This is a genomic window from Pseudomonas citronellolis, assembly GCF_029335315.1.
Lineage (GTDB): Bacteria > Pseudomonadota > Gammaproteobacteria > Pseudomonadales > Pseudomonadaceae > Pseudomonas > Pseudomonas citronellolis_A.
In genome coordinates, this window is the sequence record NZ_JARJLT010000079.1 from 24,725 (window position 1) to 50,571 (window position 25,847).

15 protein-coding genes are annotated in these 25,847 nt (G+C 69.6%); 12 read left to right on the forward strand and 3 right to left on the reverse strand.

Annotated elements, in window-relative coordinates; genetic code table 11:
* Positions 1-23: 23 nt before the first annotated feature.
* From P3W75_RS06930 to P3W75_RS06945, 4 genes are read left to right on the forward strand one after another with little or no spacing between them, the layout of a single operon-like run.
* Entirely contained in the window at positions 24-1,334 is a 1,311-nt protein-coding gene (locus P3W75_RS06930) for an MdtA/MuxA family multidrug efflux RND transporter periplasmic adaptor subunit (RefSeq protein WP_276226627.1), read from the forward strand.
* Entirely contained in the window at positions 1,331-4,456 is a 3,126-nt protein-coding gene (locus P3W75_RS06935; RefSeq protein WP_276226628.1) for an MdtB/MuxB family multidrug efflux RND transporter permease subunit, read from the forward strand. Before P3W75_RS06930 ends, P3W75_RS06935 begins: the two co-directional genes overlap by 4 nt.
* Complete coding sequence (locus P3W75_RS06940) at positions 4,456-7,566, forward strand: multidrug efflux RND transporter permease subunit (RefSeq protein WP_276226629.1); 3,111 nt, start codon at positions 4,456-4,458, stop codon at positions 7,564-7,566. Before P3W75_RS06935 ends, P3W75_RS06940 begins: the two co-directional genes overlap by 1 nt.
* Positions 7,563-9,047, forward strand: coding sequence for an efflux transporter outer membrane subunit (locus P3W75_RS06945; protein WP_276226630.1), 1,485 nt, complete (start codon positions 7,563-7,565; stop codon positions 9,045-9,047). The genes P3W75_RS06940 and P3W75_RS06945 overlap by 4 nt, the downstream gene beginning before the upstream one ends.
* Before the next feature lie 90 nt (positions 9,048-9,137).
* On the opposite strand, the gene P3W75_RS06950 is transcribed toward P3W75_RS06945, so the two are convergent.
* The gene (locus tag P3W75_RS06950) at positions 9,138-9,692 is read right to left on the reverse strand and encodes a C40 family peptidase (RefSeq protein WP_276226631.1); all 555 of its coding nucleotides are present in this window, start codon (positions 9,690-9,692) and stop codon (positions 9,138-9,140) included.
* A gap of 201 nt (positions 9,693-9,893) precedes the next feature.
* Here P3W75_RS06950 and P3W75_RS06955 point away from each other — a divergent pair, with 201 nt between their 5' ends.
* Together P3W75_RS06955 and P3W75_RS06960 are read left to right on the forward strand one after the other, a co-directional pair.
* Positions 9,894-10,592 carry an AzlC family ABC transporter permease gene (locus P3W75_RS06955; protein WP_276226632.1) on the forward strand — a complete coding sequence of 233 codons (699 nt, stop codon included), beginning with the start codon at positions 9,894-9,896 and terminating at the stop codon, positions 10,590-10,592.
* Positions 10,589-10,903: an AzlD domain-containing protein gene (locus tag P3W75_RS06960; RefSeq protein WP_276226633.1), complete on the forward strand. Its 315-nt coding sequence runs from the start codon at positions 10,589-10,591 to the stop codon at positions 10,901-10,903. Before P3W75_RS06955 ends, P3W75_RS06960 begins: the two co-directional genes overlap by 4 nt.
* Before the next feature lie 697 nt (positions 10,904-11,600).
* Here the strand turns inward: P3W75_RS06960 and P3W75_RS06965 are convergent.
* Together P3W75_RS06965 and P3W75_RS06970 are read right to left on the reverse strand one after the other, a co-directional pair.
* Complete coding sequence (locus P3W75_RS06965) at positions 11,601-11,924, reverse strand: antibiotic biosynthesis monooxygenase family protein (RefSeq protein WP_276226634.1); 324 nt, start codon at positions 11,922-11,924, stop codon at positions 11,601-11,603.
* The gene (locus tag P3W75_RS06970) at positions 11,921-12,643 is read right to left on the reverse strand and encodes a CTP synthase C-terminal region-related (seleno)protein (RefSeq protein ID WP_276226635.1); all 723 of its coding nucleotides are present in this window, start codon (positions 12,641-12,643) and stop codon (positions 11,921-11,923) included. Before P3W75_RS06970 ends, P3W75_RS06965 begins: the two co-directional genes overlap by 4 nt.
* A gap of 92 nt (positions 12,644-12,735) precedes the next feature.
* On the opposite strand from P3W75_RS06970, the gene P3W75_RS06975 reads away from it, so the two are divergent.
* The 6 genes from P3W75_RS06975 to P3W75_RS07000 all read left to right on the forward strand — a co-directional run.
* Positions 12,736-13,653 carry a LysR family transcriptional regulator gene (locus P3W75_RS06975; RefSeq protein ID WP_276226636.1) on the forward strand — a complete coding sequence of 306 codons (918 nt, stop codon included), beginning with the start codon at positions 12,736-12,738 and terminating at the stop codon, positions 13,651-13,653.
* A gap of 193 nt (positions 13,654-13,846) precedes the next feature.
* Positions 13,847-14,587, forward strand: a complete 741-nt coding sequence (locus P3W75_RS06980) for an efflux RND transporter periplasmic adaptor subunit (protein WP_430765347.1) — start codon at positions 13,847-13,849, stop codon at positions 14,585-14,587.
* Positions 14,584-15,900: an efflux RND transporter periplasmic adaptor subunit gene (locus tag P3W75_RS06985; protein ID WP_276226638.1), complete on the forward strand. Its 1,317-nt coding sequence runs from the start codon at positions 14,584-14,586 to the stop codon at positions 15,898-15,900. The genes P3W75_RS06980 and P3W75_RS06985 overlap by 4 nt, the downstream gene beginning before the upstream one ends.
* Positions 15,901-15,902: 2 nt before the next feature.
* Positions 15,903-18,002, forward strand: coding sequence for an HlyD family efflux transporter periplasmic adaptor subunit (locus P3W75_RS06990; RefSeq protein WP_276226639.1), 2,100 nt, complete (start codon positions 15,903-15,905; stop codon positions 18,000-18,002).
* A 285-nt stretch (positions 18,003-18,287) separates the two neighbouring features.
* Positions 18,288-24,311 (forward strand): DUF4347 domain-containing protein, encoded by a 6,024-nt coding sequence (locus tag P3W75_RS06995; RefSeq protein WP_276226640.1) that lies wholly within the window; start codon positions 18,288-18,290, stop codon positions 24,309-24,311.
* Between the two features lie 53 nt (positions 24,312-24,364).
* A partial coding sequence (locus P3W75_RS07000) for a TolC family protein (protein ID WP_276226641.1) occupies positions 24,365-25,847 on the forward strand: 1,483 nt, incomplete at its 3' end.

Sequence of the window (25,847 nt, forward strand, 5' to 3'; positions counted from 1 at the left end):
CCTTTGGCCGCCTGAAGACGACTATGACCCCAAGCAACGGAAAGCCCTCGAAACTGCGCGCCCTGCGCCCCTGGTTGATCACCGCAGTCGCCTTCGCCGGGGTGGTCGGCCTGAGCATGTGGCTGCACAAGAGTGGCTCTTCGGCGCCCCAGGCCGACCAGGGCGGGCGTGGCGGGCGCGGGGCGGCCATGGCCGGGCGCGGACCGGGCGGGCAGGGCGGCGGCACGGCGGTCACGGTCAGCGTGGCGGCGGTGCTCAAGGGCGACCTGCCGGTGCATTACCACGCCCTCGGCACCGTCACCGCCTACAACACCGTGAACGTGCGCGCGCGGGTCAGCGGCCAGCTGGTCAAGGTGCCGTTCCAGGAAGGCCAGCAGGTCAAGGCCGGCGACGTCCTCGCGGTGATCGACCCGCGGCCGTTCCAGGCGGCGCTGGACCAGGCGGTCGGCACCCTGCAGCAGAACCAGGCGCAGCTGAAGAACGCGCAGATCGACCTCGCGCGCTACAAGGGCCTGTTCGCCGAGGACTCCATCGCCAAGCAGACCCTCGACACCCAGGAAGCCCTGGTGCGCCAGTACGAAGGCACCCTGCGCACCAACCAGGGCCAGGTCGACGACGCCAGGCTCAACCTCGAATTCACCCAGGTGCGCGCGCCCATCGCCGGGCGCGTCGGCCTGCGCCAGGTGGACGTCGGCAACCTGGTCACGTCCGGCGACACCACGCCGCTGGTGGTGATCACCCAGGTCAAGCCGATCTCCGTGGTGTTCAGCCTGCCGCAGCAGCAACTGGGCACTGTCGCCCGCCAGCTCGCCGGTACCCAGCCGGTGCCGGTGGAGGCGCTGGACCGCAACCAGGACCTGACCCTGGCCAGCGGCGTGCTCAAGACCCTGGACAACCAGATCGACACCACCACCGGCACGGTCAAGCTCAAGGCCGCCTTCGAGAACGCCGACCAGAAGCTGTTCCCCAACCAGTTCGTCAACGTGCGCCTGCTCGCCGAGACCCTGCACGGCGTGCTGAGCATCCCAGCCAACGCGGTGCAGCGCGGCAACGACGGCACCTACGTGTACGTCGCCGACGGCGAGGACAAGGCCAAGCGCCAGCTGGTCGAACTGGGCACCAGCGAGAGCGAGCGCGTGGTGGTCAGCAAGGGCCTGCAGGAAGGCCAGCGGGTGGTGGTGCAAGGCACCGACCGCCTGCGCGACGGCACCCGTCTGCACATCGTCGCCAGCGACGAGCAGGCCCGCGCGGAAGCCAGCGAGGAGGGCGGGGCCAGCTCGCCGAAGCCGTTCGGTTCGGACTCCCCGGCCCAGGACGGCGGTAAGAGCGAATGAACCCCTCGCGCCTGTTCATCCTGCGGCCGGTCGCCACCACGCTGTTGATGGTGGCGATCCTGCTGTCGGGGATCATCGCCTACCGCTTCCTGCCGATCTCGGCGTTGCCGGAAGTGGATTACCCGACCATCCAGGTGGTCACCCTGTACCCCGGCGCCAGCCCGGACATCATGACCTCGTCGGTCACCGCGCCGCTGGAGAACCAGCTGGGGCAGATTCCCGGGCTCAACGAGATGTCCTCCACCAGCTCCGGCGGCGCCTCGGTGATCACCCTGCAGTTCAGCCTGCAGGTCAACCTGGATGTCGCCGAGCAGGAAGTCCAGGCGGCGATCAACACGGCGCAGAGCCTGTTGCCCAAGGACCTGCCGAACCAGCCGGTGTACAGCAAGGTCAACCCGGCCGACGCGCCGATCCTGACCCTGGCGGTGATGTCCCCGGACATGCCGCTGCCGAAGATCCAGGACCTGGTCGACACCCGCCTCGCGCAGAAAATCTCGCAGATCTCCGGCGTCGGCCTGGTCAGCATCAGCGGCGGCCAGCGCCCGGCCGTGCGCATCCGCGCCAACCCCGCGGCCCTGGCCGCCGCCGGGCTGAGCCTGGAAGACCTGCAGACCACCGTCAGCAACAACAACCTCAATGGCCCCAAGGGCAGTTTCGACGGCCCGACGCGCTCCTCGACCCTGGACGCCAACGACCAGCTGAAGTCCGCCGACGCCTACCGCGAGCTGATCGTCGCCTACAAGAACGGCTCGCCACTGCGCGTGCGCGACGTCGCCAGTGTCGACGACGACGCCGAGAACGTGCGCCTGGCGGCCTGGGCCAACGACGCCCCGGCGGTGGTGCTGAACATCCAGCGTCAGCCGGGGGCCAACGTCATCGAGGTGGTCGACAGCATCAAGCAGATGCTCCCGCAATTGCAGGCGACCCTGCCGGGCAGCCTCGAGGTGACGGTGCTCACCGACCGCACCACGACCATCCGCGCCTCGGTCAAGGACGTGCAGTTCGAACTGTTCCTCGCCGTCTGCCTGGTGGTGATGGTGACCTTCCTGTTCCTGCGCAACCTCTCGGCCACCCTGATCCCCAGCTTCGCCGTGCCGCTGTCGCTGATCGGCACCTTCGGCGTGATGTACCTGGCCGGTTTCTCGATCAACAACCTGACGCTGATGGCGCTGACCATCGCCACCGGCTTCGTGGTCGACGACGCCATCGTCATGGTGGAGAACATCGCGCGCTACCTGGAACAGGGCGACAGCCCGCTGGAAGCCGCGCTCAAGGGTTCCAGGCAGATCGGCTTCACCATCATCTCGCTGACCTTCTCGCTGATCGCCGTACTCATCCCGCTGCTGTTCATGGGCGACGTGGCCGGCCGGCTGTTCCGCGAGTTCGCCGTGACCCTGGCGGTGGCCATCCTGATTTCCGGCTTCGTCTCCCTGACCTTGACGCCGATGCTCGCCGCCAAGCTGCTCAAGCACATCGAGCCGGAGCAGGAGGGCCGCTTCGCCCGCGCCGCCGGGGCCTTCATCGAACGCATGATCGAGCGCTACGCCGCCGCGCTGCGCGTGGTCCTGCGCCACCAGGGGCTGACCCTGCTGGTGGCCATCGGCACCCTGGTGCTGACCGCCGCGCTCTACCTGTTCATGCCCAAGGGCTTCTTCCCGGTGCAGGACACCGGGGTGATCCAGGGCATCGCCGAGGCGCCGCAGTCGATCTCCTTCCAGGCCATGGCCGCGCGCCAGCAGGAACTGGCCAAGGTGGTGCTGGCCGACCCGGACGTGGCCAGCCTGTCGTCGTTCATCGGCGTCGACGGCACCAACGCCACGCTCAACACCGGGCGCCTGCTGATCAACCTGAAGCCGCACAGCGAGCGCGACCTGACCGCCAGCGAAGTGATCCGCCGCCTGCAGCCGGAACTGGAGAAGGTGCCGGGCATCAAGCTGTACCTGCAGCCGGTGCAGGACCTGACCATCGAAGACCGCATCGCCCGTACCCAGTACCAGTTCACCCTGCAGGACGCCGACCCGGACGTGCTCGCCGAATGGGTGCCCAAGCTGGTCGGACGCCTGCAGGAACTGCCGCAGCTGGCCGACGTCGCCAGCGACTGGCAGGATAAGGGTCTGCAGGCCTACATCGACATCGACCGCGACACCGCCTCGCGCCTGGGCGTGAGCCTGTCGAACATCGACAGCGTGCTCTACAGCGCCTTCGGCCAGCGGCTGATCTCGACCATCTTCACCCAGGCCACCCAGTACCGCGTGGTGCTGGAAGTGGCGCCGGACTTCCAGCTCGGCCCGCAGTCGCTGGAGAACCTCTACGTGCCGGCCAGCGACGGCACCCAGGTGCGCCTGTCGAGCCTGGCCAGGGTGGAGGAGCGCCACACCCTGCTGGCGGTCAACCACATCGCCCAGTTCCCGGCCGCGACCATCTCCTTCAACCTGGCCAAGGGCGTCGCCCTCGGCGAGGCGGTGCAGGCGATCCGCGACGTCGAGGCGCAGATGCAGATGCCGGCCAGCCTGGAAGGCAGCTTCCGTGGCGCCGCCGAGGCGTTCGAGGCGTCGCTGTCGAACACCCTGCTGCTGGTGCTGGCGTCCATCGTCACCATGTACATCGTGCTGGGCATCCTCTACGAGAGCTTCATCCACCCGGTGACCATCCTCTCCACGCTGCCCTCGGCCGGCGTCGGCGCGCTGCTGGCGCTGATGCTCGCCGGGCAGGACATCGGCATCGTGGCGATCATCGGCATCATCCTGCTGATCGGCATCGTCAAGAAGAACGCGATCATGATGATCGACTTCGCCCTGGACGCCGAACGCAACGAGGGCAAGCCACCGCACGAGGCGATCTACCAGGCCTGCCTGCTGCGTTTCCGGCCGATCCTGATGACCACCATGGCCGCGCTGCTCGGCGCGCTGCCGCTGATGCTCGCCGGCGGCGCCGGCGCCGAACTGCGCCAGCCGCTGGGCGTGACCATGGTCGGCGGGCTGCTGCTGAGCCAGTTGCTGACGCTGTTCACCACCCCGGTGATCTACCTCTACTTCGACCGCCTGGCGCTGCGCTGGGCAACTTGGCGCAAGCGCCACGGGCTCGACGTGAACACCCCTGACGAAGGCGTGGAGCGGGGCTGATGAACCTTTCCCGTCCGTTCATCCTGCGCCCGGTCGCGACCTTCCTGCTGACCCTGGCGCTGCTGCTGGCCGGCGGGCTGTCGTTCAGCCTGCTGCCGGTGGCGCCGCTGCCCAACGTCGACTTCCCGACCATCATGGTCCAGGCCTCGCTGCCCGGGGCCAGCCCGGAAACCATGGCGAGCACCGTGGCGACGCCGCTGGAACGCTCGCTGGGGCGCATCGCCGGGGTCACCGACATGACCTCCAGCAGCTCCCTGGGCAGCACCACCATCGTCGTCCAGTTCGACCTGTCGAAAGACATCGATGGCGCCGCCCGCGAGGTGCAGTCGGCGATCAACGCGGCCATGAGCCTGCTGCCCACCGGCATGCCGAACAACCCGACGTACCGCAAGGCGAACCCGTCGGACCAGCCGATCATGATCCTCACGCTGACCTCCGACACCTACACCCGCGGCGAGATGTACGACCTGGCCTCGACCATCGTCTCGCCCAAGCTGGCCCAGGTGAAGGGCGTCGGCCAGGTCAGCGTCGGCGGCTCCTCGCTGCCGGCGGTGCGGGTGGACGTCAACCCGGACCTGCTCAGCCACTACGGCATCTCCCTGGACAGCGTGCGCACCGCCATCGCCAACACCAACGCCGACGGGCCCAAGGGCGCCCTGGAATTCGGCGAGCGGCACTGGCAGGTGGACGCCAACGACCAGCTGCGCAAGGCCAGCGAATACGCGCCGCTGATCGTCCACTACAACGCCGAGACCAACTCGGCGGTGCGCCTGAAGGATGTGGCGAAGGTCAGCGACGCGGTGGAAGACGTACGCAACGCCGGCTTCTCCGACAACCTGCCGGCGGTGCTGCTGATCATCACCCGCCAGCCCGGCGCCAACATCATCGAAGCCACCGACGCCATCCACGCGCAGCTGCCGATGATCCAGGACGTGCTCGGGCCGCAGGTCAAGCTCAACGTGATGGACGACCGCAGCCCGTCGATCCGCGCGTCCCTCGACGAGGCCGAGCTGACCCTGGTGATCTCGGTGCTGCTGGTGATCCTGGTGGTCTACCTGTTCCTGCGCAACGGCCGCGCCACGCTGATTCCCAGCCTGGCGGTGCCGGTGTCGCTGGTCGGTACCTTCGCGGTCATGTACCTGTGCGGCTTCTCGCTGAACAACCTGTCGCTGATGGCGCTGATCATCGCCACCGGCTTCGTGGTCGACGACGCCATCGTCGTCGTGGAGAACATCGCCCGGCGCATCGAGGAGGGCGACCACCCGATCACCGCGGCGGTCCGCGGCGCCCGCGAGGTGAGTTTCACGGTGCTGTCGATGACCCTGTCGCTGGTCGCGGTGTTCATCCCGCTGCTGCTCATGGGCGGCATCACCGGGCGGCTGTTCCGCGAATTCTCGGTGACCCTGGCGGCGGCCATCCTGGTCTCGCTGGTGGTCTCCCTGACCCTCACGCCGATGCTCTGCGCGCGCCTGCTGCGGCGTGTCGAGCGGCCGCAGAAGGCCTCGCTGGCGCGGCAGAGCAACCGCTACTTCGTCGCCTTCATGCTGCGCTACCGCGCCAGTTTGAGCTGGGCGCTGGAACATTCGCGGTTGATGGTGGTGATCATGTTCGGCTGCATCGCGCTGAACCTGTACCTGTTCGCCATCGTGCCCAAGGGCTTCCTGCCGCAGCAGGACTCCGGGCGCCTGCGCGGCTTCGCGGTGGCCGACCAGAGCATTTCCTTCCAGGCCCTGGACCGCAAGATGGCCGAGTTCCGCACCATCCTGGCGAAGGATCCGGGGGTGGAGAACGTGGTCGGCTTCGTCGGCGGCGGCAAGTGGCAGTCGAGCAACACCGGCTCGTTCTTCGTCACCCTCAAGCCGATTTCCGAGCGTGATTCCGCCGACGCCATAGTCGCGCGGCTGCGCAAGAAGCTCGCCGACATTCCCGGCGCCACCCTCTACCTGCAGGCCGGCCAGGACGTGCGCATCGGCGGCCGGCAGAGCAACGCGCAGTACGAGTTCACCTTGCGCAGCGACGACCTCGACCTGCTGCGCGAATGGGCGCCCAAGGTGGAAGCGGTGCTGAACAAGCTGCCGCAACTGGTCGACGTCAACAGTGATGCCCAGGACAAGGGCGTGCAGAGCCGCCTGGTGGTCGACCGCGACCGCGCCGCCAGCCTCGGCGTCGACATGGCGGCGGTGGACGCGGTGCTGAACAACTCCTACGGCCAGCGCCAGGTCTCGACCATCTTCAACCCGTTGAACCAGTACCACGTGGTGATGGAAGTGGACCAGCCGTTCCAGCAGAGTCCAGAAGAACTGCGCCAGGTCTACGTGATCGGCAGCGACGGCCAGCAGGTGCCGCTGTCGGCCTTCACCCACGTGGAGCCCAGCCGCGCGCCGCTGACGGTCAACCACCAGGGCCAGTTCGCCGCCACCACCTTCTCCTTCAACCTGGCGCCCGGCGCGCTCATCGGCCCGGCCCGCGACGCGGTGATGGCGGCGCTGGAGCCGCTGCACCTGCCGCTGGACATCCAGGCCACCTTCGAAGGCAACGCCGGCGCCGTGCAGGACACCCAGAACGACATGCCCTGGCTGATCCTGCTGGCGCTGGTGGCGGTGTACATCGTCCTCGGCATCCTCTACGAGAGCTACGTGCACCCGCTGACCATCCTTTCCACGCTGCCCTCGGCGGGGGTGGGCGCGCTGCTCACGCTGATGCTGTTCAACACCGAGCTGTCGCTGATCGCGCTGATCGGGGTGATCCTGCTGATCGGCATCGTCAAGAAGAACGCGATCATGATGATCGACTTCGCCCTGGACGCCGAACGCACCCTCGGCCTGACCCCGCGCGAGGCGATCCTCGAAGCCTGCATGAAGCGCTTCCGGCCGATCATGATGACCACCCTGGCGGCCATCCTCGGCGCGCTGCCGCTGATCTTCGGCATCGGCGGCGACGCCGCGCTGCGCCGCCCGCTGGGCATGACCATCGTCGGCGGCCTGATCGGCAGCCAGCTGCTCACCCTCTACACCACCCCGGTGGTCTACCTCTACCTCGACCGCCTGCGCCACTGGGTCAACCAGAAGCGCGGCGTGCGCACCGACGGCGCCCTGGAGACACAGCTATGAACCGCCCGAACCTTTCCCCCGGCCTGCTCGCCCTGGCGCTGTGCGCGGCGCTCGCCGGCTGCGCGGTGGGCCCCGACTACCAGCGCCCGCAGGTCAGCGTGCCGGCCGCCTTCAAGGAAGGCGAGGGCTGGCGCCAGGCGCAGCCGGCCGACCTGGGCAGCCACGGCCAGTGGTGGACGCTGTACGCCGACCCGAGCCTGGACGACCTGCAGCAGCGCCTGCTCAAGGCCAACCAGACCCTCGCCCAGTCCGAGGCCAGCTACCGCCAGGCCGCGGCGCTGGTGAAGGGCTCGCGCTCTTCGTTCTTCCCGACCATCAGCGCCGACGCTGGCAAGACCCGCTCCGGCCAGGGCGGCAGCAGCAGTACGGTGCGCCTGTCCGATGGCTCGACGGTGTCCAGCGGCGGTGGCGGCGGCATCAGCAACAGCTACTCGGCGAGCCTCGGGGTGAGCTGGGAGCTGGACCTGTGGGGCAAGCTGCGCCGCCAGCTGGAGGCCGACACCGCCAGCCGCGACGCCAGCGCCGCCGACCTGGCCGCCTCGCGCCTGTCGCTGCAATCGCAGCTGGCGCAGAACTACCTGCAGCTGCGGGTCATGGACCAGCAGATCAAGCTGCTCAACGACACCGTGGAGGCTTACCAGCGCGCGTACAAGCTCACCACCAACCAGTACAACGCCGGCATCGTCACCAAGGCCGACGTGGCCCAGGCGCGCACCCAGCTCAAGAGCACCGAGGCCCAGGCCATCGACCTCAAGTACCAGCGCGCGCAGCTGGAGCACGCCATCGCCGTGCTGGTGGGCGAGGCCCCGGCGAACTTCAGCCTGGCCGCCACCAACCAGGTGCCGAAGCTGCCGGCGGTACCGGCGCTGGTGCCCTCGCAACTGCTGCAGCGGCGCCCGGACGTGGCCGCGGCCGAGCGCCAGGTGATTTCCGCCAACGCCAAGATCGGCGTGGCCAAGGCCGCCTGGTACCCCGACCTGACCCTGAGCGCCGCCGGCGGCTACCGCAGCGGCAGCTTCCAGAACTGGATCGAGACACCGAACCGCTACTGGTCGATCGGCCCGCAGTTCGCCATGACCCTGTTCGACGGCGGGCTGATCTCCTCCCAGGTGGAACAGGCCGAGGCCAGCTACGACCAGACCGTGGCCAGCTACCGGCAGACGGTGCTCGACGGCATGCGTGAAGTGGAGGACTACATGGTCCAGCTGCGCGTGCTGGAGGAGGAGAGCGGCGCGCAGAAGGAAGCGCTGGACGCGGCCCGCGAGGCCCTGCGCCTGACCAGCAACCAGTACAAGGCCGGCACCGTGGACTACAACAGCGTGGTCACCACCCAGACCACGGCGCTGTCCAACGAACGCAGCGTGCTGACCCTCTACGGCAACCGCCTGGTGGCCAGCGTGCAGCTGATCGCGGCCATGGGCGGCGGCTGGGACAGCCAGCAGATCGCCGCCGAGGGCGAGAAGGCGGCCAAGGCGGACTGAGTCGCGCCGAAGCGCTCTGCGTAGGAGCGGGCCCTGCCCGCGAATCGCGCGCAGGGCGCGCTCCTACAGGGGAATGGCGTGGCTGGCGCTTCAGTGCCTGAACCGTCGCGCCGTGGTGAAGTTGCGATCCCAGTAGCTGTTGGCCAGCGAGTCGATGCGCACCGTCTTGCCGGTGCGCGGCGCATGGATGAAGCGGCTGTCGCCCAGGTACAGGCCGACATGGCTGATCCGCTCGCTGCCGTTCTGGCTGAAGAACACCGCGTCGCCCGGCTTCAGCGCGTGGCGCGGTACCCTGCGGTGGCTCTGGCGGATCATCGAACCGGTGGTGCGCGGCAGTTCCACGCCCACCTCCTTGCGGAACAGGTAGACCAGCAGGCCGCTGCAATCGAAACCGGTCTGCGCCGAGGTGCCGCCCCAGCGGTAGGGCGTGCCCACCAACTGCCGGGCGCGTTGCAGCAGGCGGTGCATGTCGCGGTCGGTCCCGGGTGCCTGCAGCCCGGGCTTGCCGTGGGGCTTGAACAGCGCGCCCAGCGTCCGCTCGGCCGGCTCGTAGCGTCGCCAGGACGGCCCGCCCAGGTCATCGGCCTCGGCCGCGAGGGGGAGCAGGGACAACAACAGCAACAGACACAGCAGGGAGATGCGCACGGGAAGTACCAGGCGGTGAATCGGAGTCGTGCATATGCTATGGACTGATCAAATAGTGATCACTCGGAAAAGTCCTCAATGCCCGGCGGAAAATCCCCCTGATTTCCGAAGCTCCAAACTCACAAGTGCGCAAGAACGTTCAAGGCGGCCCGAGGTCGTTTCTGCCAAGCTGAGCGCTTTCCTGCCTTGAACGCGTCGTCCATGTCCGCACAACTGCTTCCCTCCCGCGCCTTCCTCAAGGGCGCCATCGCCATCCTGCCGCTGTCCATCGCGGTGCTGCCCTGGGGCCTGCTGGCGGGCTCGCTGGCCATCGAGGCCGGGCTCACCCCGGCGCACGGCCAGGGCCTGTCGGCCATCGTCTTCGCCGGCGCCGCGCAACTGGTGGCGATCGGCATGCTCAAGGGCGGCGCAGGGTTCTTCTCGATCATGCTGACCACGCTGCTGCTGACTTCCCAGCACCTGCTCTACGGCATGAGCATGCGCCCAGTGATCGCCGACCTGCCGGGGCGCTGGCGCCTGGGCCTGGGCTTCCTGCTCACCGACGAATTCTTCGCCCTGACCAGCCAGCATGACCGCGAAACCTTCAACCGCTGGTACGCCCTGGGCGTCGGCCTGACGTTCTACGTGGCCTGGAACCTCTTCACCCTGGCCGGCGTGCTGCTGGGCAGCAGCATTCCCGGCCTGGAACACCTGGGCCTGGACTTCTCGGTGGCGGCCACCTTCGTGGCGCTGATCGCGCCGGTGGTGAAGAACGTGCCGACGGTGGTCTGCGTCGCCGTCTCGCTGTTCTGCTCGGTGCTGTTCAGCTACTGGCAGCTGGGTTCGGCGCTGGTCCTGGCGGGGCTGGCGGGGATGACCGCGGGCTTCGTCTGCAACAAGTTCAGCGGGAGGTCGGCATGATGGTCTGGGCCGTGATCGTCGGCATGGGGCTGATCGTCTTCTTCAACCGCTATGTGTTCCTCGAACCGCGCCTGCCGATTCGCCTGGGCAGCAACGTGCGGCAGTTCCTCGGCTTCGCCGTGCCGGGGATGCTCACGGCGATCTGCGGGCCGATCGTGTTCCTGCCCGAGCACCAGCTGAACCTGCGGCTGGACAACCCGTATCTGCTGGGCTCGGTGGTGGCGGTGGGGCTGGTGCTGTGGACGCGCAATACCCTGCTCAGCGTGTTGCTGAGCATGGGCGTGTTCTTCCTGCTGCGCTGGTGGCTGTAGGCGCGGGCCACGCTGCTCCTCACCTTGTCATCCCCGCGAACGCGGGGACCCAGAGACTTTGTGGTTGGGTGTGTTTGCGCCGCTTCAGAGTGCTCGGATGCTTCTGGTTTCGCCTCTCGGCGAGTCACTTCTTTCAAGCGCCAAAGAAGTAACCAAGAACGCTTGCCCCGGCATCCGGGCCCGGCAAGCCGGGCTTCCCTCACGAATTCCCGAGCACCGGAGGCCCGCCCCGAGGGTACGTCCCTGTAGCCCGCGGGGCTCTTGCGACATCCATGTCGCCCGGCCTCCTCAGCTCGGGCTTCGTTCGGCCTCCTGAACGGGGCGCTCCGGTGCGCGCGGTTGTTTCTCTGGAAACCCGTAGGGCGCATAACGCCTACGGCGTTATCCGCCGATGCCGTCGGCTCCGGCGCTCGGGTCGGCGGCGGATAACCGCGAACGGTTATGCGCCCTACGTCGGTGCTGAGCGGGCCACGCCTGCGAATCGCGCGCATGGCGCGCTCCTACAGGAGGAATCGGTCGGCCAACCCGTAGGGCGCATAACGCCTACGGCGTTATCCGCCGCTGCCGTCGGCTCCGGTGCCCGGGCCGACGGCGGATAACCGCGAACGGTTATGCGCCCTGCGTCGGTGCTTCCCCGTAGGAGCGGGCCATGCCCGCGAATCGCGCGCATGGCGCGCTCCTACGGGCAGGTTTTCAGTCAGCGTTCGAAGCCGTAGGCGCGCTCCACCCGCGCCACGCGTACCGCGAAGCGCGCGTACCAGTCCCGCCGGCCGCCCTCGCGCGCCAGCTGGTGCTCGGCGTTCTCGCGCCAGTGGCGGATGCTGGCCTCGTCCTGCCAGTAGGACACCGTGATGCCCAGGCCGTCCTCGCCGCGCGCCGATTCCACGCCCAGGTAGCCCGGTTGCTCGCGCGCCAGTTCGAGCATGCGTTCGGCGGTTTCGCCGTAGCCGCTGTCTTGCGTGGTGCGCAGCGAAGTGAAGATCACCGCGAAGTAGCGCGGTTGCGGGGTGCTGGCGATCATGCGGGGTGCCTCGCGTGGCGGTTGGCGGCGCGCAGGAAGGCTTCGGCCAGCGGTACGCTGACGCCGGCCAGGGCCTTGCGCTCGGGCTGGAACAGGGTGGCGACGAAGAACGGATGGTCGCTGGCTTCCAGGGCGCGGATGCTGCCGTCCTCGCCATGGGCGCTGGCCTGCAGCGCGTCGCCGAACAGCGCCTCCTGGTACTCCGGGTTGACCCCGTAGCTACAACGGTAGCCCTCGCGGATGCTCGGCTGGCCGTAGACCTCGGCCAGCCGCGAACCGGCGCGCAGCGTTATGTTTTCGCGCACCTCGATCAGCGCGCAGGGCAGGGCGTGGATCACCGCCCGCGTGGCGCGCGGCTCCACCTCGCCGTGGGTGGCGTCGTCCCAGCCGAGCACGTTGCGCGCACGCTCCAGCAGGGCGTGCTGGAAACCGGCGCAGGTGCCCAGGTAGGGCACCTGGCGGCTGCGCGCATGGGCGATGGCGCGCAGCGCGCCTTCGGTGCTGCGGTAGGGGCTGCCGGGGGTGCACCAGAAACCGGAATAGCCGTCCAGCGGCAGGCCGTTGGCCAGGCGCTGGGTATCCAGCCATTCCAGGCGCAGGGTGCCGGCGTGGGCCAGCAGCGACTGCTGCAGCGCCAGGGGAATCGCCCAGTGCGCGGTGACCCGGCTGTCGCGGTCGCCGATCAGGCCGATCCGTAAGACCTTGCGTACCTTGCGCATCCCCAGTTCCCCTGCACTGACACCCATTGGCGGGCGATGCTGGCCACTTTATAGTTGCGCTGGCGCAATCGAAATTGGCGATTGCGCAACCCATGAGTGCGTCTATGCAATACCGATTGGAATACACCGACCTCGCCCTGGTGCTCGCCCTGGTGCGTGGCGGCAACCTGGCGCGGGCCGCGGAACTGCTGGCGGTGGACGTGTCCACCGTGTTCCGCGCCGTGCGCCGGCTGGAGAAGGCGCTGGGCATGGCGCTGTTCGAGAAGGGCCGCGCCGGCTACCTGCCCAGCGCCACCGCGCAGCAGCTGGCGCGCCAGGCCGAGCTGGCCGAGCAGGCCCTGGAAGCCGCGCGGGTCGGCCTGGAGCAGGGCCGCGAGGTGCTCAGCGGCACGGTACGCCTGACCTGCACCGACGCCGTGCTGCACGGCCTGCTGCTGCCGGCGCTGGGGCGCTTCATGGGCGACTACCCGGGGCTGCACCTGGAGCTGTCCACCTCCAACGCCTTCGCCAACCTCGGCCGCCGCGACGCCGACATCGCCCTGCGCCTGACCACCGCGCCGCCGGAGTACCTGGTCGGCCGCCGCCTGGGCGAGGTGCGCTACGCGCTCTGCGCCCACGCCGACTACCTGGCCGCCAACGCCGGGCGCGACTGGGGCGAGCTGAGCTGGATCGCCCCGGACGAATTCATGCCCGACCACCCCAGCGTGGCCTGGCGCCGCCAGGGTTTCCCGGCGGTGACCCCGGCGTACCGTTGCGGCAGCATGCTCTCGGTGCTCGAACTGTGCCGCGCCGGCCTGGGCCTGGCGGCGCTGCCGGACTACCTGCTGCGCGACGGCGACGGCCTGCGCGTGCTGCAGCCGGACCTGGCGGGCTGCGGCACCGCGCTCTGGCTGCTGACCCGCCCGGATTGCCGGGCGTTGCGCACGGTGGTCACGCTGTTCGAGGAGCTGGCGCGGCATATCCACCTGCCGGCCGCCGCGCCGGCTCAGGGCGCCGCCGACGGACGCTGAAAATCCTCGCGCCGGGCTCTAGGACGGGCCTGCCGGCGCAGGCTGATGGCACGAATGATGGCAGCTGTCCGGGGGCACCCTGCAGAAGTCCATTTCCTACAGCCGACCACTCCCTTAGACTCCGCCCAGCCTGACTAGGAGGGGTAGGATGCAAGGCCGTATCGGATTCGCAATAGCAGTGGCAGTGGGCTTGATGGGGCAGGTGCAGGCGGCGTCGGAGGCTCCGGCGGACCCACTGCTGCCGATCCCCGCCGTGGATGCCGGGACGGCCGCCAAGCGCGAGGTGCGCGGCGTGCTGCACGCCCGCGAGCAGGCGATGCTGTCCAGCGAGCTGGCCGGGCGCATCCTCGAGATGCCGTTCGCCGAGGGCCAGGCCTTCAAGAAGGGCGACGTGCTGGTGCGTTTCGACTGCTCCGCCTACCAGGCCCAGCTCAACGCCGCCCAGGCCGGGGTGCGCGCCGCCGGCGAGGAGCTGGCGCACAACCGCCAGCTGGCCTCGCTGAATTCGGTGGGTCGCTACGAAGTGGCGCTGGCCGAGGCCAAGCAGGCCGAAGCCCAGGCCCAGGCCCAGGTCTACCAGGTGCAGGTGCGCCGCTGCGCCGTGCAGGCGCCGTACGACGGCCAGGTGGTGCAGCGCAAGGCGCAGCCGTTCGAGAGCGTCGCCAGCGGCGCGCCGCTGCTGGAGATCGTCGACAACCGCAGCCTGGAAATCCGCCTGCTGGTGCCGTCGCGCTGGCTAGGCAAGCTCAAGCCCGGCCTGCATTTCAGCTTCACCCCGGACGAAACCGGGCAGCCGCTGCAGGTCGAGGTCAAGCGCCTGGGCGCACGCATCGACGAGGCCAGCCAGACCCTGCTGCTGATCGCCGGAGTGCCCGCCGCCGACGGCCTGGTGGCCGGCATGAGCGGCACCGCGCAGTTCCCGGAGAGCCCATGAACGCGTCGCTCGGCGGCAGCGAGCGGGTCTTCGCCCAGTTCCTCGCGGTGCAGCGCCAGGCGCGCGCCGCCGACAGCCTGGAGCGGCTGGCCTTCGCCATGGTCAACGACGGCCAGGCGCTGTTCGGCTTCCGCCATGCCGCGCTGGTCATCGCCGGCAAGGTGCGGGCGCTGACCGGGGTCAGCGTGGTCGAGCCGAACGCGCCCTTCGTGGCCTTCATCGAGCGCGCCAGCGCCGAGCTGCAAGGCGCGGGGCTGCTGGAGCGCGCCGCGCCGGTGGACGCCGCCGCGCTCACCGAACAGACCCGCCGCGACCTCCACGAATTCAGCCTGCCGCAGGCCTTCTGGCTGCCGCTGAAGAACGCCGCCGGCGTGTGCTTCGGTGGCCTCTGGCTGGCCCGCGAGCAACCCTGGAACGCCGCCGAGCAGGCTCTGCTGGGTGAGCTGGGCGACACCTACGCCCACGCCTGGCGCGCCCTGCAGCCACGCCTGCCGTTGCGCCTGCGCTGGCCGAAGCGACGCATCGCCCTGTGCCTGGGCGGTGCCGCGCTGCTGTTGTTGATTCCGCTGCGCCAGTCGGCCCTGGCGCCGGCCGAAGTGGTGCCGCGCGGCGGCCTGGTGATCGCCGCGCCGCTGGACGGGGTGATCGCCCAGGTGGTGGTGCGGCCGAACCAGGCGGTGCGCCGCGGCGACTTGCTGGTGCGCTTCGACGCCACCAGCCTCAAGGCCCAGGCCGACGTCGCCGAGCGCGCCCTGGCGGTGGCCGAGGCCGAACTCAAGGCCAACACCCAGCGCGCCTTCCAGGACGCCGAGTCGGCGGCGCGCCTGGACCTGCTCGCCGCCCGCGTCGAACAGAAGCGCGCCGAGCGCGACTACGCCCGCGACCTGCTGCAGCGCAGCGAAGTGCGCGCCGGGCAGGATGGCGTGGCGGTGTTCGCCGACGCCGAGCGCTGGACCGGCAAGCCGGTGCGCACCGGCGAGCGCCTGATGGAGATCGCCGACCCGGCCAGCGCCGAGCTGCGCATCGAACTGCCCGCCGCCGGGGTGATGAGCCTGGAGCCCGACGCCCAGGTCGCGCTGTTCCTCGACAACCAGCCGCTGACCTCGGTGCCGGCGCGCCTGCAACGCATCGGCTACGAAGCCGAGCCGGTGCCCGGCGGCGGCCTGGCCTATCGCCTGGTGGCCGGCTTCGACGAAGCGCCGCCGCGCATCGGCCTGCGCGGCACCGCCAAGCTCTACGGCGACCGCGTGCCGCTGGGCTACTACCTGCTGCGCCGGCCGCTGGCCGCGCTGCGCCAGACCCTGGGGCTGTGAACATGCAGCTGCCGGCGCTGCGCGAGGACCTGCAGCTCTCCGAGGCCGCCCCGGCCTTCGACGGCGCCCCGCAATGGGTGCTCAACGACCCCCTGCGCGGGCGCTACTTCAAGCTCGGCGAGGCCGCCGTGCGGCTGCTGCGCCACTGGGCCAGGGGCGTGCCGCCGGCGGTGCTGGCGGCGGCCAACCAGGGCGGCGGCCGCGCGCTGGGCGAGGACGACCTGGAACAGCTGCTGCGCTTCCTCCGCGAGCACGACCTGGTCGCCCCGCTGGACCCGGAGCAGCGCGCCAGCTACGCGAACAAGCTCGCCGCGCGGCGCGAAAGCCTGTGGCAGAAGGCGCTGCACCAGTACCTGTTCTTCCGCATCCCGCTGTGGCGCCCGGACCCCTTCCTCGAACGCACCTGGCCCTGGCTCGCGCGCCACGGCGGCGCGCTGCTGCGCTTCGGCCTGCCCGCCGTGCTGGCGCTCGGGCTGTTCCTGGTGGCGCGCGACTGGGACCGCTTCATCGGCGGCTTCTCCTACCTGTTCAGCTGGTCCGGGGCGCTGGCCTTCGGCGTCGCCCTGTGGCTGGCCAAGTTCTGCCACGAGCTGGGCCACGCCTACATGGCCAAGCGCGCCGGCTGCCGGGTACACAGCATGGGCATCGCCTTCGTGGTGCTGTTGCCGATGTTCTACACCGACGTCTCCGACGCCTGGCGCGTCAGCGACCGCCGCAGCCGCCTGTTGATCGGCGCCGGCGGAGTGCTGGCCGAACTGCTGCTGGCCTGCGTGGCGCTGCTGGCCTGGTCGCTGCTGGCCGACGGGCCGCTGCGCACTGCGGCCTTCCTGCTGGCCAGCGCCACCTGGGTGACCACGGTGGCGATCAACCTCAACCCGTTCATGCGCTTCGACGGCTACTTCCTGCTCAGCGACCTGCTCGCCGTGGACAACCTCCAGGGCCGCGCCTTCGCCCTGTGCCGCTGGCGCCTGCGCGAAGCGCTGTTCGGCTACGGCGCGCCGATGCCCGAGCCCTGGCCGCCGCGCCTGCGCCGCCAGCTGCTGCTGTGGGGCTACGCCTCCTGGCTGTGGCGCGTGGCGCTGTTCTTCGGTATCGCCCTGGCGGTGTACCACCTGTTCTTCAAGGTGCTGGGGATCTTCCTGATGCTGGTCGAGCTGGGCTGGTTCATCGCGCTGCCGATCTGCCGCGAACTGAAGCTCTGGTGGCAACACCGCGAGCGCGCCGAGCGCCGCCGCGCCTGGCCCACCCTGGGCGCCGGCCTCGCGCTGCTGCTGGTGCTGCTGGTGCCCTGGCGCACCTCGGTGGAGGTGCCGGCGGTGCTGGAGGCCTCGCAGGTGGCCGAGGTGCATACCCCGGTGGCGGGGCGCGTGGTCCGCGTGCTGGTCGCCGAAGGGCAGGCGTTGCAGGCCGGCGAGCCGATGCTGGAGCTGGAGTCACCGGACATCGAGGCCCGCCTGGGCATCGCCGGCCATGAAATCCGCGCGCTGCAACTGCAGATCGCCCGCGCTTCGGCCAACCCGCTGACGGTGGCCGACGCCGGGGTGCTGGAAAGCCAGCTGGCGCAGTCCCTGGCGGATTACCGGGGGCTGGCGGCGCAGCGCGAGCGCCTGCTGCTGCGTGCGCCCCAGGCCGGCGTGGTGCGCGACCTGGACAGCGAGCTGCGCGCCGGCCAGTGGCTGGCGCCGGAGCAGTTGCTGCTGCGCGTGGTGGGCGAGCAACGACCGAAGCTGCGCGGCTATGTCGAACAGCAGGCCCTGGCGCGCCTGGCGCCGGGCGCCGAAGGGCGCTTCATCGCCGAGCAGCCGGGCCTGGCCACGCTGCCGGTGCGCCTGGCGGAGCTGGATACCGCCAGCAGCGCGGCGCTGGCCTTGCCGCTGCTCGCCTCGGACCTCGGCGGCCCGCTGGCGGTGCGTCGCGACGCCGAGCAGCGCGCGGTGCCGGAACACGCCCAGTACGGCGCGCGCCTGGACGTGCAGGGCGAGGCCCGGCCGCCGTTGCAGGCGCTGCGCGGGGTGGCGGTGCTGGACGGGCGCAGCGAGTCGATCCTCGGCGGCTTCCTGCGACGCCTGGCGGCCCTCGGCGTGCGGGAAAGCGGTTTCTGAGCGACCGGCGGTACTGGACTGAGAATTTTTCGCGAAATTCCTCTGAATTAACGCTGATACATATGTACGAAAATTCTCTACTGCCATAGCATTCGGGTAATTGCAATTTGCCAGTCCGCAGTAACGCAGGGATGCTCGCCGGCACGCACGAATCTCGTCGCGCCACCCGCCCTCCCTGTGTTTCCGGTTCACGCCGCACTGCCGGCCGGTCCAGTTCCACCCGACAACCGACAAGAACACAGGCGCCCGGGCCATCCCGCGGTGGCCGGCCAAGAGGTGCCCTGCATGCAATGGATCAAGCGCGTATTCCGTGCGGCTGACAGCCGTCCGGTGGCTTTGCAATCGGCTCAGGCTCCGCTGATCGTGGCCCTGGAGCCCCGCATGATGTTCGACGGCGCCGCCGTCGCCAGCGCCGCCGAGGCGGCTAAGCCGGAAGCCGCGCCGGCCCAGGCCGACGCCGCCCAGGGCAGCCACGCCGACGCCAGCGACAGCCATGACACCGCGACCGCAGCACCGCCGGCCGCGGCCACCTCCGACCAGCGCCACGAGATCGTCTTCGTCGACAGCAACGTCGCCGACTACCAGCAACTGGTGGCCGACGCCAAGCCGGGCACCGAAGTGGTGGTGCTCGACGCCTCGGGCAACGGCCTGCAGCAGATGGCCGACTACCTGCGCGGTCGCGAAGGCATCGACGCCATCCATGTGATCAGCCACGGCCAGGCCGGCGAAGTGCGCTTCGGCAGCCTGGTGCTGAGCGAGGCCAACCTGTCCAGCTACCAGGCGTTGCTGGCCGAGCTGGGCCAATCCCTGAGCGCCGACGGCGACCTGCTGCTGTACGGCTGCGACGTGGGCGAGGGCGCCGCCGGCAGCGCCTTCGTCAAGGCCCTGGCGGACGCCACCGGCGCCGACGTGGCCGCCTCCAGCGACCCCACCGGCAGCGCCGCGCTGGGCGGCGACTGGGCCCTGGAAACCAGCAGCGGCAGCATCGAGACCGCTGCGCTGTTCGCCGGCGGCCAGGCCTCCGGCTGGGATCACCTGCTGGCCTACAAGGCGTTCCCCACCGACAAGACCTACTCGGAGTCCGCCCAGGGCCAGGACGTCGACGCCTACACCACCAACGCCGAGCAGAGCCGCGATCTGTTCCTGCTGAACAAGACCGGTACCTACACCTTCTCCGGCCACGTCGAGTCCGGCGGGCCGAACGACGCCACCGACGTGATCCCCGTGGAGCTGCCGAACGGCGCCTACATCAGCAGCTACACGCTTACCGTCAACAACGTGGTGATTTCCAGCGGCACCTCGTTCACCGTCGAGAACCTGTCCGACTCGACCTTCTTCCGCCAGACCGGGATGACCACCCAGACGGTCAACAACGCCATCCAGTCCGGCCTGTACAGCTTCACCATCGGCAACGGCACCGTGGTCGCCGACTACGTGCTGACCCTGGACGTGGTGGTGCCCAACGTCGCCCCGACGGTCGCCCTGTCCGGCGGTTCCAGCGCCTACGTCGAAGGCAACAACGTCACCAGCACGGTGGCGGTGGACAGCGGGCTGACCCTGTCCGACCCGGACAACACCACCCTGGCCAGCGCCACCGTCTCGATCGGCTCGGGCTACCACAGCGACCAGGATGTGCTGGGCTTCACCGCCAACGTCAGCAACTTCGGCAACATCACCGGCAGCTACAACGGTGCCACCGGCGTGCTGACACTGACCTCGTCCAATGCCACCGCCACCCTGGCGCAGTGGCAGGCGGCGCTGCGCTCGGTGACCTACTCGAACAGCTCCGACACGCCGGACACCAGCAGCCGCGCCATCAGCATCACGGTCAACGACGGCGTGGCCGACAGCGCCACGGTCACCCGCAGCGTGACCGTGGCCAGCACCAACGACACACCGGTCGTCACCGCCAGCGGCGGCAACACCGCCTTCACCGAAGGCAACGACGTCACCAGCACGCCGGTCGCCGTCGACAGCGGCATCACCGTCACCGACCGCGACAACACCAGCCTGGTCTCTGGCTCCGTGGCCATCACCGGCGGCTTCCAGAGCGGCCAGGACGTGCTGGCGTTCACCAACAACCCGGCGACCATGGGCAACATCGTCGGCAGCTACAGCGCGGCCAGCGGCATCCTCAGCCTGAGTTCCGCCGGCGGCACCGCGAACCTGGCGCAATGGCAGGCGGCGCTGCGCTCGATCACCTACAGCAACAGCTCGGATGCCCCGAACACCGCCAACCGCACCGTCAGCTTCAGCGTCAACGACGGCAGTACCAGCAGCGTCGCGGCGACCAGGACCGTCACGGTCACCGCGGTCAACGACACGCCGGTGGTGAGCGCATCCGGCGGCAGCGCCGCCTTCGTCGAAGGCAACAACGTGACCAGCACCCCGGTGGTGGTCGACAGCGGCATCGGCGTCAGCGATCTCGACAGTGGCACGCTTGCCTCTGCCAGCGTTTCCATCACCGGCAACCTGCACACGGCCGAAGACGTGCTGGGTTTCAGCAACACCAATAGCACGCTCTTCGGCAACATCACTAGCAGCTACAACGCGGGCACCGGCGTACTCAGCCTGACCTCCGCCGGCGGCATCGCGACCTTGGCCCAGTGGCAGAACGCGTTGAGTTCGGTGACCTATACCAACACCTCCGAAGCGCCGAACACCGCCAACCGCACCATCAGCTTCGCCGTCAACGACGGGAGCACGACCAGCACCGCCGCGACCCGCACCCTCACCGTCACGGCCGTCAACGACACGCCGGTGAACAGCGCCTCGGGCGGTAGCGCCGCGTTCGTCGAAAGCAGCAGCGGCGTCAGCACGCCGGTGGCGGTGGATAGCGGCTTCACCGTCAGCGACGCGGACAACACCACACTGGCCAGCGCCAAGGTCAGCGTCACGGGCAACTTCCACAGCGACCAGGACGTGCTGGGCTTCACCAACACCAGCTCGTCCACCTTCGGCAACATCGTCGCCTCCTACAACGCGGGCAACGGCGAGCTGACCCTGACTTCCAGCAACGCCACGGCGACCCTGGCGCAATGGCAGGCGGCGCTGCGCGCGGTCACCTACACCAACAGCTCCGGCGAGCCGAATACCGCCACCCGCACCCTCAGCTTCGTCACCAACGATGGCGCCAGCGACAGCAACACGGTGACCAGGACCCTCACCGTCACCGCCGTCAACACGACGCCGGTGGTGACCACCGACGCCGGCAGCGCTGCCTTCGTCGCCGGCGACAACGTCGCCAGCACTCCGGTGGCGATCGACAGCGGCCTGACCATCAGCGACCCCGACAACACCACGCTGAGCAGCGCCACCGTCTCCATCACCGGCAACTTCCACGCCGGCGAGGATATCCTGAGCTTCAGCAACGATGGCCTCACCATGGGCAACATCGTTGCCTCCTTCGATGCCGCCACCGGCGTCATGACCCTGACGTCCGCCAGCGGCACCGCCACCCTGGCGCAATGGCAGGCGGCGCTGCGCGCGGTGACCTACACCGATACCGCGGTCACCCCGAACAACGCCACGCGCACCATCAGCTTCACGGTGAACGACGGCACCGATGACAGCGCCACCAGCACGCGCACGGTGACCGTGACCGACACCGACCAGACGCCCATCCTGAGCTCCAGTGGTGGTGGCGCGACCTACGTCAGGGGCGCCGCCGCCGTGGCGGTCGACTCCGACATCACGGTCAGCGACCTGGACAACACCACGCTGGCCAGCGCCAGAGTCAGTATCACCGGCAACTTCCAGGCCGGAGATGTCCTGTCCTTCATCAACACTGGCAACATCACGGGCAGCTATAACGCCGGCACCGGCGTGCTGACCCTGACGTCGAGCGGCGCCTCGGCGAGCCTCGCGCAGTGGCAGGCGGCGCTGAGCTCGGTGGCCTTCTCGAACGCGTCGACCGCGAACGGCTCCACGCGCACCATCAGCTTCACTGTGAGCGACGGCACCAAGGACAGCGCCGTGCTGACCAGCACCGTCGACGTCCAGGTCAACCCGATGGTGCAGAGCGTGAGCGCGGGCAGTGCCAACGGCGCCTACAAGGCGGGCGATACGCTCACCATCAGCGTCACCTTCGACCAGGCCGTGACGGTGGATTCCACCGGTGGCCTGCCGACCTTGCTGCTGGAAACCGGCCTCGTCGATCGCCAGGCGATCTACGTCAGCGGTTCCGGTACCAACACCCTGGTGTTCAGCTACACCGTGCAGGCCGGCGACCGCAGCGCGGACCTGGACGTCGCCTCCAGCACCGCGCTCTCGCTGAACGGCGGCAGCATCGGCAACGCCACCACCGGCGTCGCCACCCTGACCCTGCCGGCTCCGGGGGCCGCCGGGTCGCTTGGCGCCAACGCCGACATCGTCGTCGACGGCGTGGCGCCGACGGTAACCTCGGTCGGCGTGCCGGCGAGCGGCACCTACGGCATCGGGCAGAACCTCGACTTCACCGTCAACTACGGCGAGAGCGTGGTGGTCGACACCACCGGCGGCACGCCGCGCCTGGCCATTACCCTGGATACCGGCGGCACCGTGTATGCCAGTTACCTCAGCGGTTCCGGCGGCTCCGCGCTGGTCTTCCGCCTCACCGTCGCCAGCGGCCAGCTCGACAGCAACGGCATCAGCGTGGGCGGCGTGGTCGACAGCAACGGCGGCAGCCTGCGCGATGCCGCCGGCAACGCGGCCGTGGCCACCCTGAACAGTGTCGCGTCCACCGCCAGCGTGCTGGTGGATGGCGTCGCGCCGAGCGCGACCAGCATCGTCCGCGTCGACCCGGAGGTCAGCGGCGGCAGCACCCTGAGCTTCCAGGTCACCTTCAGCGAGGCGGTCAGCGGGGTCGACGTCAGCGACTTCACGCTGGTCGGCAGCGGTAGCGCCAGCGGGACGATCCGTTCGATCACCGGCTCAGGCAACAGCTTCGTGGTAGTGGTGGACAACGTCAGCGGCGACGGCACCCTGCGCCTCGATCTCAATTCCAGCGCCACCGGCATCGCCGACCAGGCCGGCAACGCCATCGCCGGCGGCGCCACCGGCCAGGCCTACGTGATCGACCACAGCGCGCCGCTGGTGCAGTCGGTCGACGTGCCCGGCGCCGGCTCCTACAAGGCCGGCGACGTGCTCAGCTTCACCGTCAACAGCAACGAGGCGGTCATCGTCGACAGCAGCGGCGGCACCCCGCGCCTGGCCCTGGATATCGGCGGGCGCACGGTCTACGCCAACTACGCGTCGGGTTCCGGCAGCGGCGCCCTGGTGTTCCAGTACCAGGTGCAGGCCGGCGACAACGACGCCGACGGCATCCAGGTGCTCGGCGTGCAGGCCAACGGCGGTTCCCTGCGCGACGGCGCCGGCAACGCCATGAACACCAGCCTCAACGGCGTGGCCGACAGCCACCAGGTGCTGGTCGACACCCAGGCGCCGAGCAGCACCGGCGTGCAGCTGCCGGCCGACGGCCGCTACACCCCGGGGCAGACCCTGGAATTCACCGTCGACTACAACGAAGCGGTGCAGGTGGACAGCAGTGGCGGCGTGCCGCGCATCGCCATCACCCTGGACCGTGGCGTGGTGGTCTACGCCGACTACGTGTCCGGCTCCGGCAGCAACCAGCTGGTGTTCGCCTACACCGTGCAGGCCGGCCAGAGCGACCTGAACGGCATCCAGCTGGATGGCCAGGTCCAGGCCAACGGCGGGCGCATCAGCGACGTCGCCGGCAACGCCGCCAACCTGGCGCTGGGCGGCGTGCCGTCCACCAGCGGCCTGCTGGTGCAGGGCGCGGTCAGCGACGGCGACCCGCAGTTCCGTACCGACCAGGGCGTGCGTCCGGCGGCGCCCGGTGGCACCGGCACCGGCGTGGTGCCGCCGGCTCCGCCCGCGATCGTGGTCGGGCCGCCGGTGCTCGGCCAGCCGCCGCTGCTCGACAGCAGCAACCGTGGCGCGGCGCAATCCGGCTTCAGCAGCCTGTTCCGCGACGCGCCGGCGCAGAGCCAGTTCGCGCAGATCTTCAGCAGCGACAGCGGCCACGGCGATGGCAGTGGCAACGGCTTCCTCGGCTTCGGCGGTGGCGACGGCGGGGTGTTCACCAGCAGCACGCTGTCGTCGGTGTTCGGCGCCGCGCGTGAAGGCGAAGAGCAGGCGCTGTCGGCGTTCGACAAGCGGCATGGCGACGTGGCCGGGGGGCTGCGTGGCGTGTTCGGCGCGCCGGGCCTGGGCCAGCAATTGCACGAGATCAACCAACGCGAACAGCGTCAGGTCGCCGACCTGGCGCGGGCCATCGGCGAGCTCGGTCGGGAGGGACCGGCGGCCTGAAGGGCAGGGAGCACGTATTCAGCAGAAGCCGTACAGGGGGCGGCTCGATAACAATGAACAAGCAATTCCGATTCCTCGGCGTCAGCCTGCTGGCCTTGGCCATCAGTGGCTGCGCCGTGACCAGCGATCCGATCAGCCGTGCCACCAGCGAGCAACGCGCCCGCGACGACCTCGCCGGGATGTTCCGCGCGCAGGAGCCGCTCAGCGGCGAACTGACGCTCAACGAAGCCACCGCGCGGGCCATCAAGTACAACCTCGAAGGCCGCCTGAAGGTGATGGAAGAAGCCCTGGCGCACCGCCAGGTCGACCTCGCCACCTTCGACATGCTGCCGCGCATGGCCCTGGAGGCCGGCTACGCCGGGCGCAACAACGTCAGCGCTTCGTCGAGCAAGAGCGTGCTGACCAACCAGCAGTCCCTGGAACCCTCGACCTCCCAGGACCGCGACCGCGACGTCGCCGACCTGACCATGGTCTGGAACGTGCTGGACTTCGGTGTCAGCTACGTCAGCGCCAAGCAGCAGGCCGACCAGCGCCTGATCATCGAGGAACGCCGGCGCAAGGTGCGCCAGACCATCGTCCAGGACGTGCGCTCGGCCTACTGGCGCGCCGTGGCCGCCGAACGCCTGCTGGGCCGCATCGACGGCCTGATGGAACGCGTCGGCCAGGCCCGCAAGGACAGCCAGAGCCTGAGCAGCCAGCGCATCGGCGATCCGGTGCAGCAGATGGCCTACCAGCGCTCGCTGATCGAGGCCACCCGCCAGCTGGAAGAGCAGCGCAAGGCGCTGTCGCTGGCCAAGACTGAACTGGCCACGCTGATCAACCTGCCGCCGGGCACCGAGGTCAAGCTGGCGATGCCGGCCGCCGACTACCCGCTGCCGGAACTCAAGGTCGGCATGGACAGCCTGGAACGCGAAGCCCTGGCCTCGCGCCCGGAACTGCGCGAGCAGGACTACCAGGCGCGGATCAGCGCCGCCGAGACCAAGAAGGCCATGCTGCGCCTGCTGCCGGGCCTGGAGTTCTCCGCCGGCGGCCACTACGACAGCAACTCCTACCTGGTCGAGCAAAGCTGGGCCGACTACGGCGTGAAGGTCACCTGGAACCTGTTCAACGTGATTTCCGCCCCGGCCGCGATCGATGTCGCCAAGGCCGGCGAGGACGTCGCCAAGGCCCGTCGCCAGGCACTGTCGATGGCGGTGCTGGCGCAGCTCTACGTGGCCAACGCCAACTACCAGGAAGCCCGCCGGCAATTCCAGACCAGCCAGGAACTGGCCGGCCTCGACGGCCAGATCACCCAGGAACTGCGCAACCGTCGCCAGGCCCAGGGCATCGGCGAGCTGGAGCTGATCCAGGGCGAGCTGAACAACCTGCAGGCCGACCTGCAGCGCGACCTGGCCTACGCCGAGCTGCGCAACGCCTACGGCCAGGTGTTCGCCAGCGTCGGTCTGGACCCGCTGCCGGCGCAGCTGAAGTCCGATTCCCTGGCCGACATCGGCCAGGCGCTGGCCCAGCGCGAGGCCCAGTGGCAGCGCGGCGAGA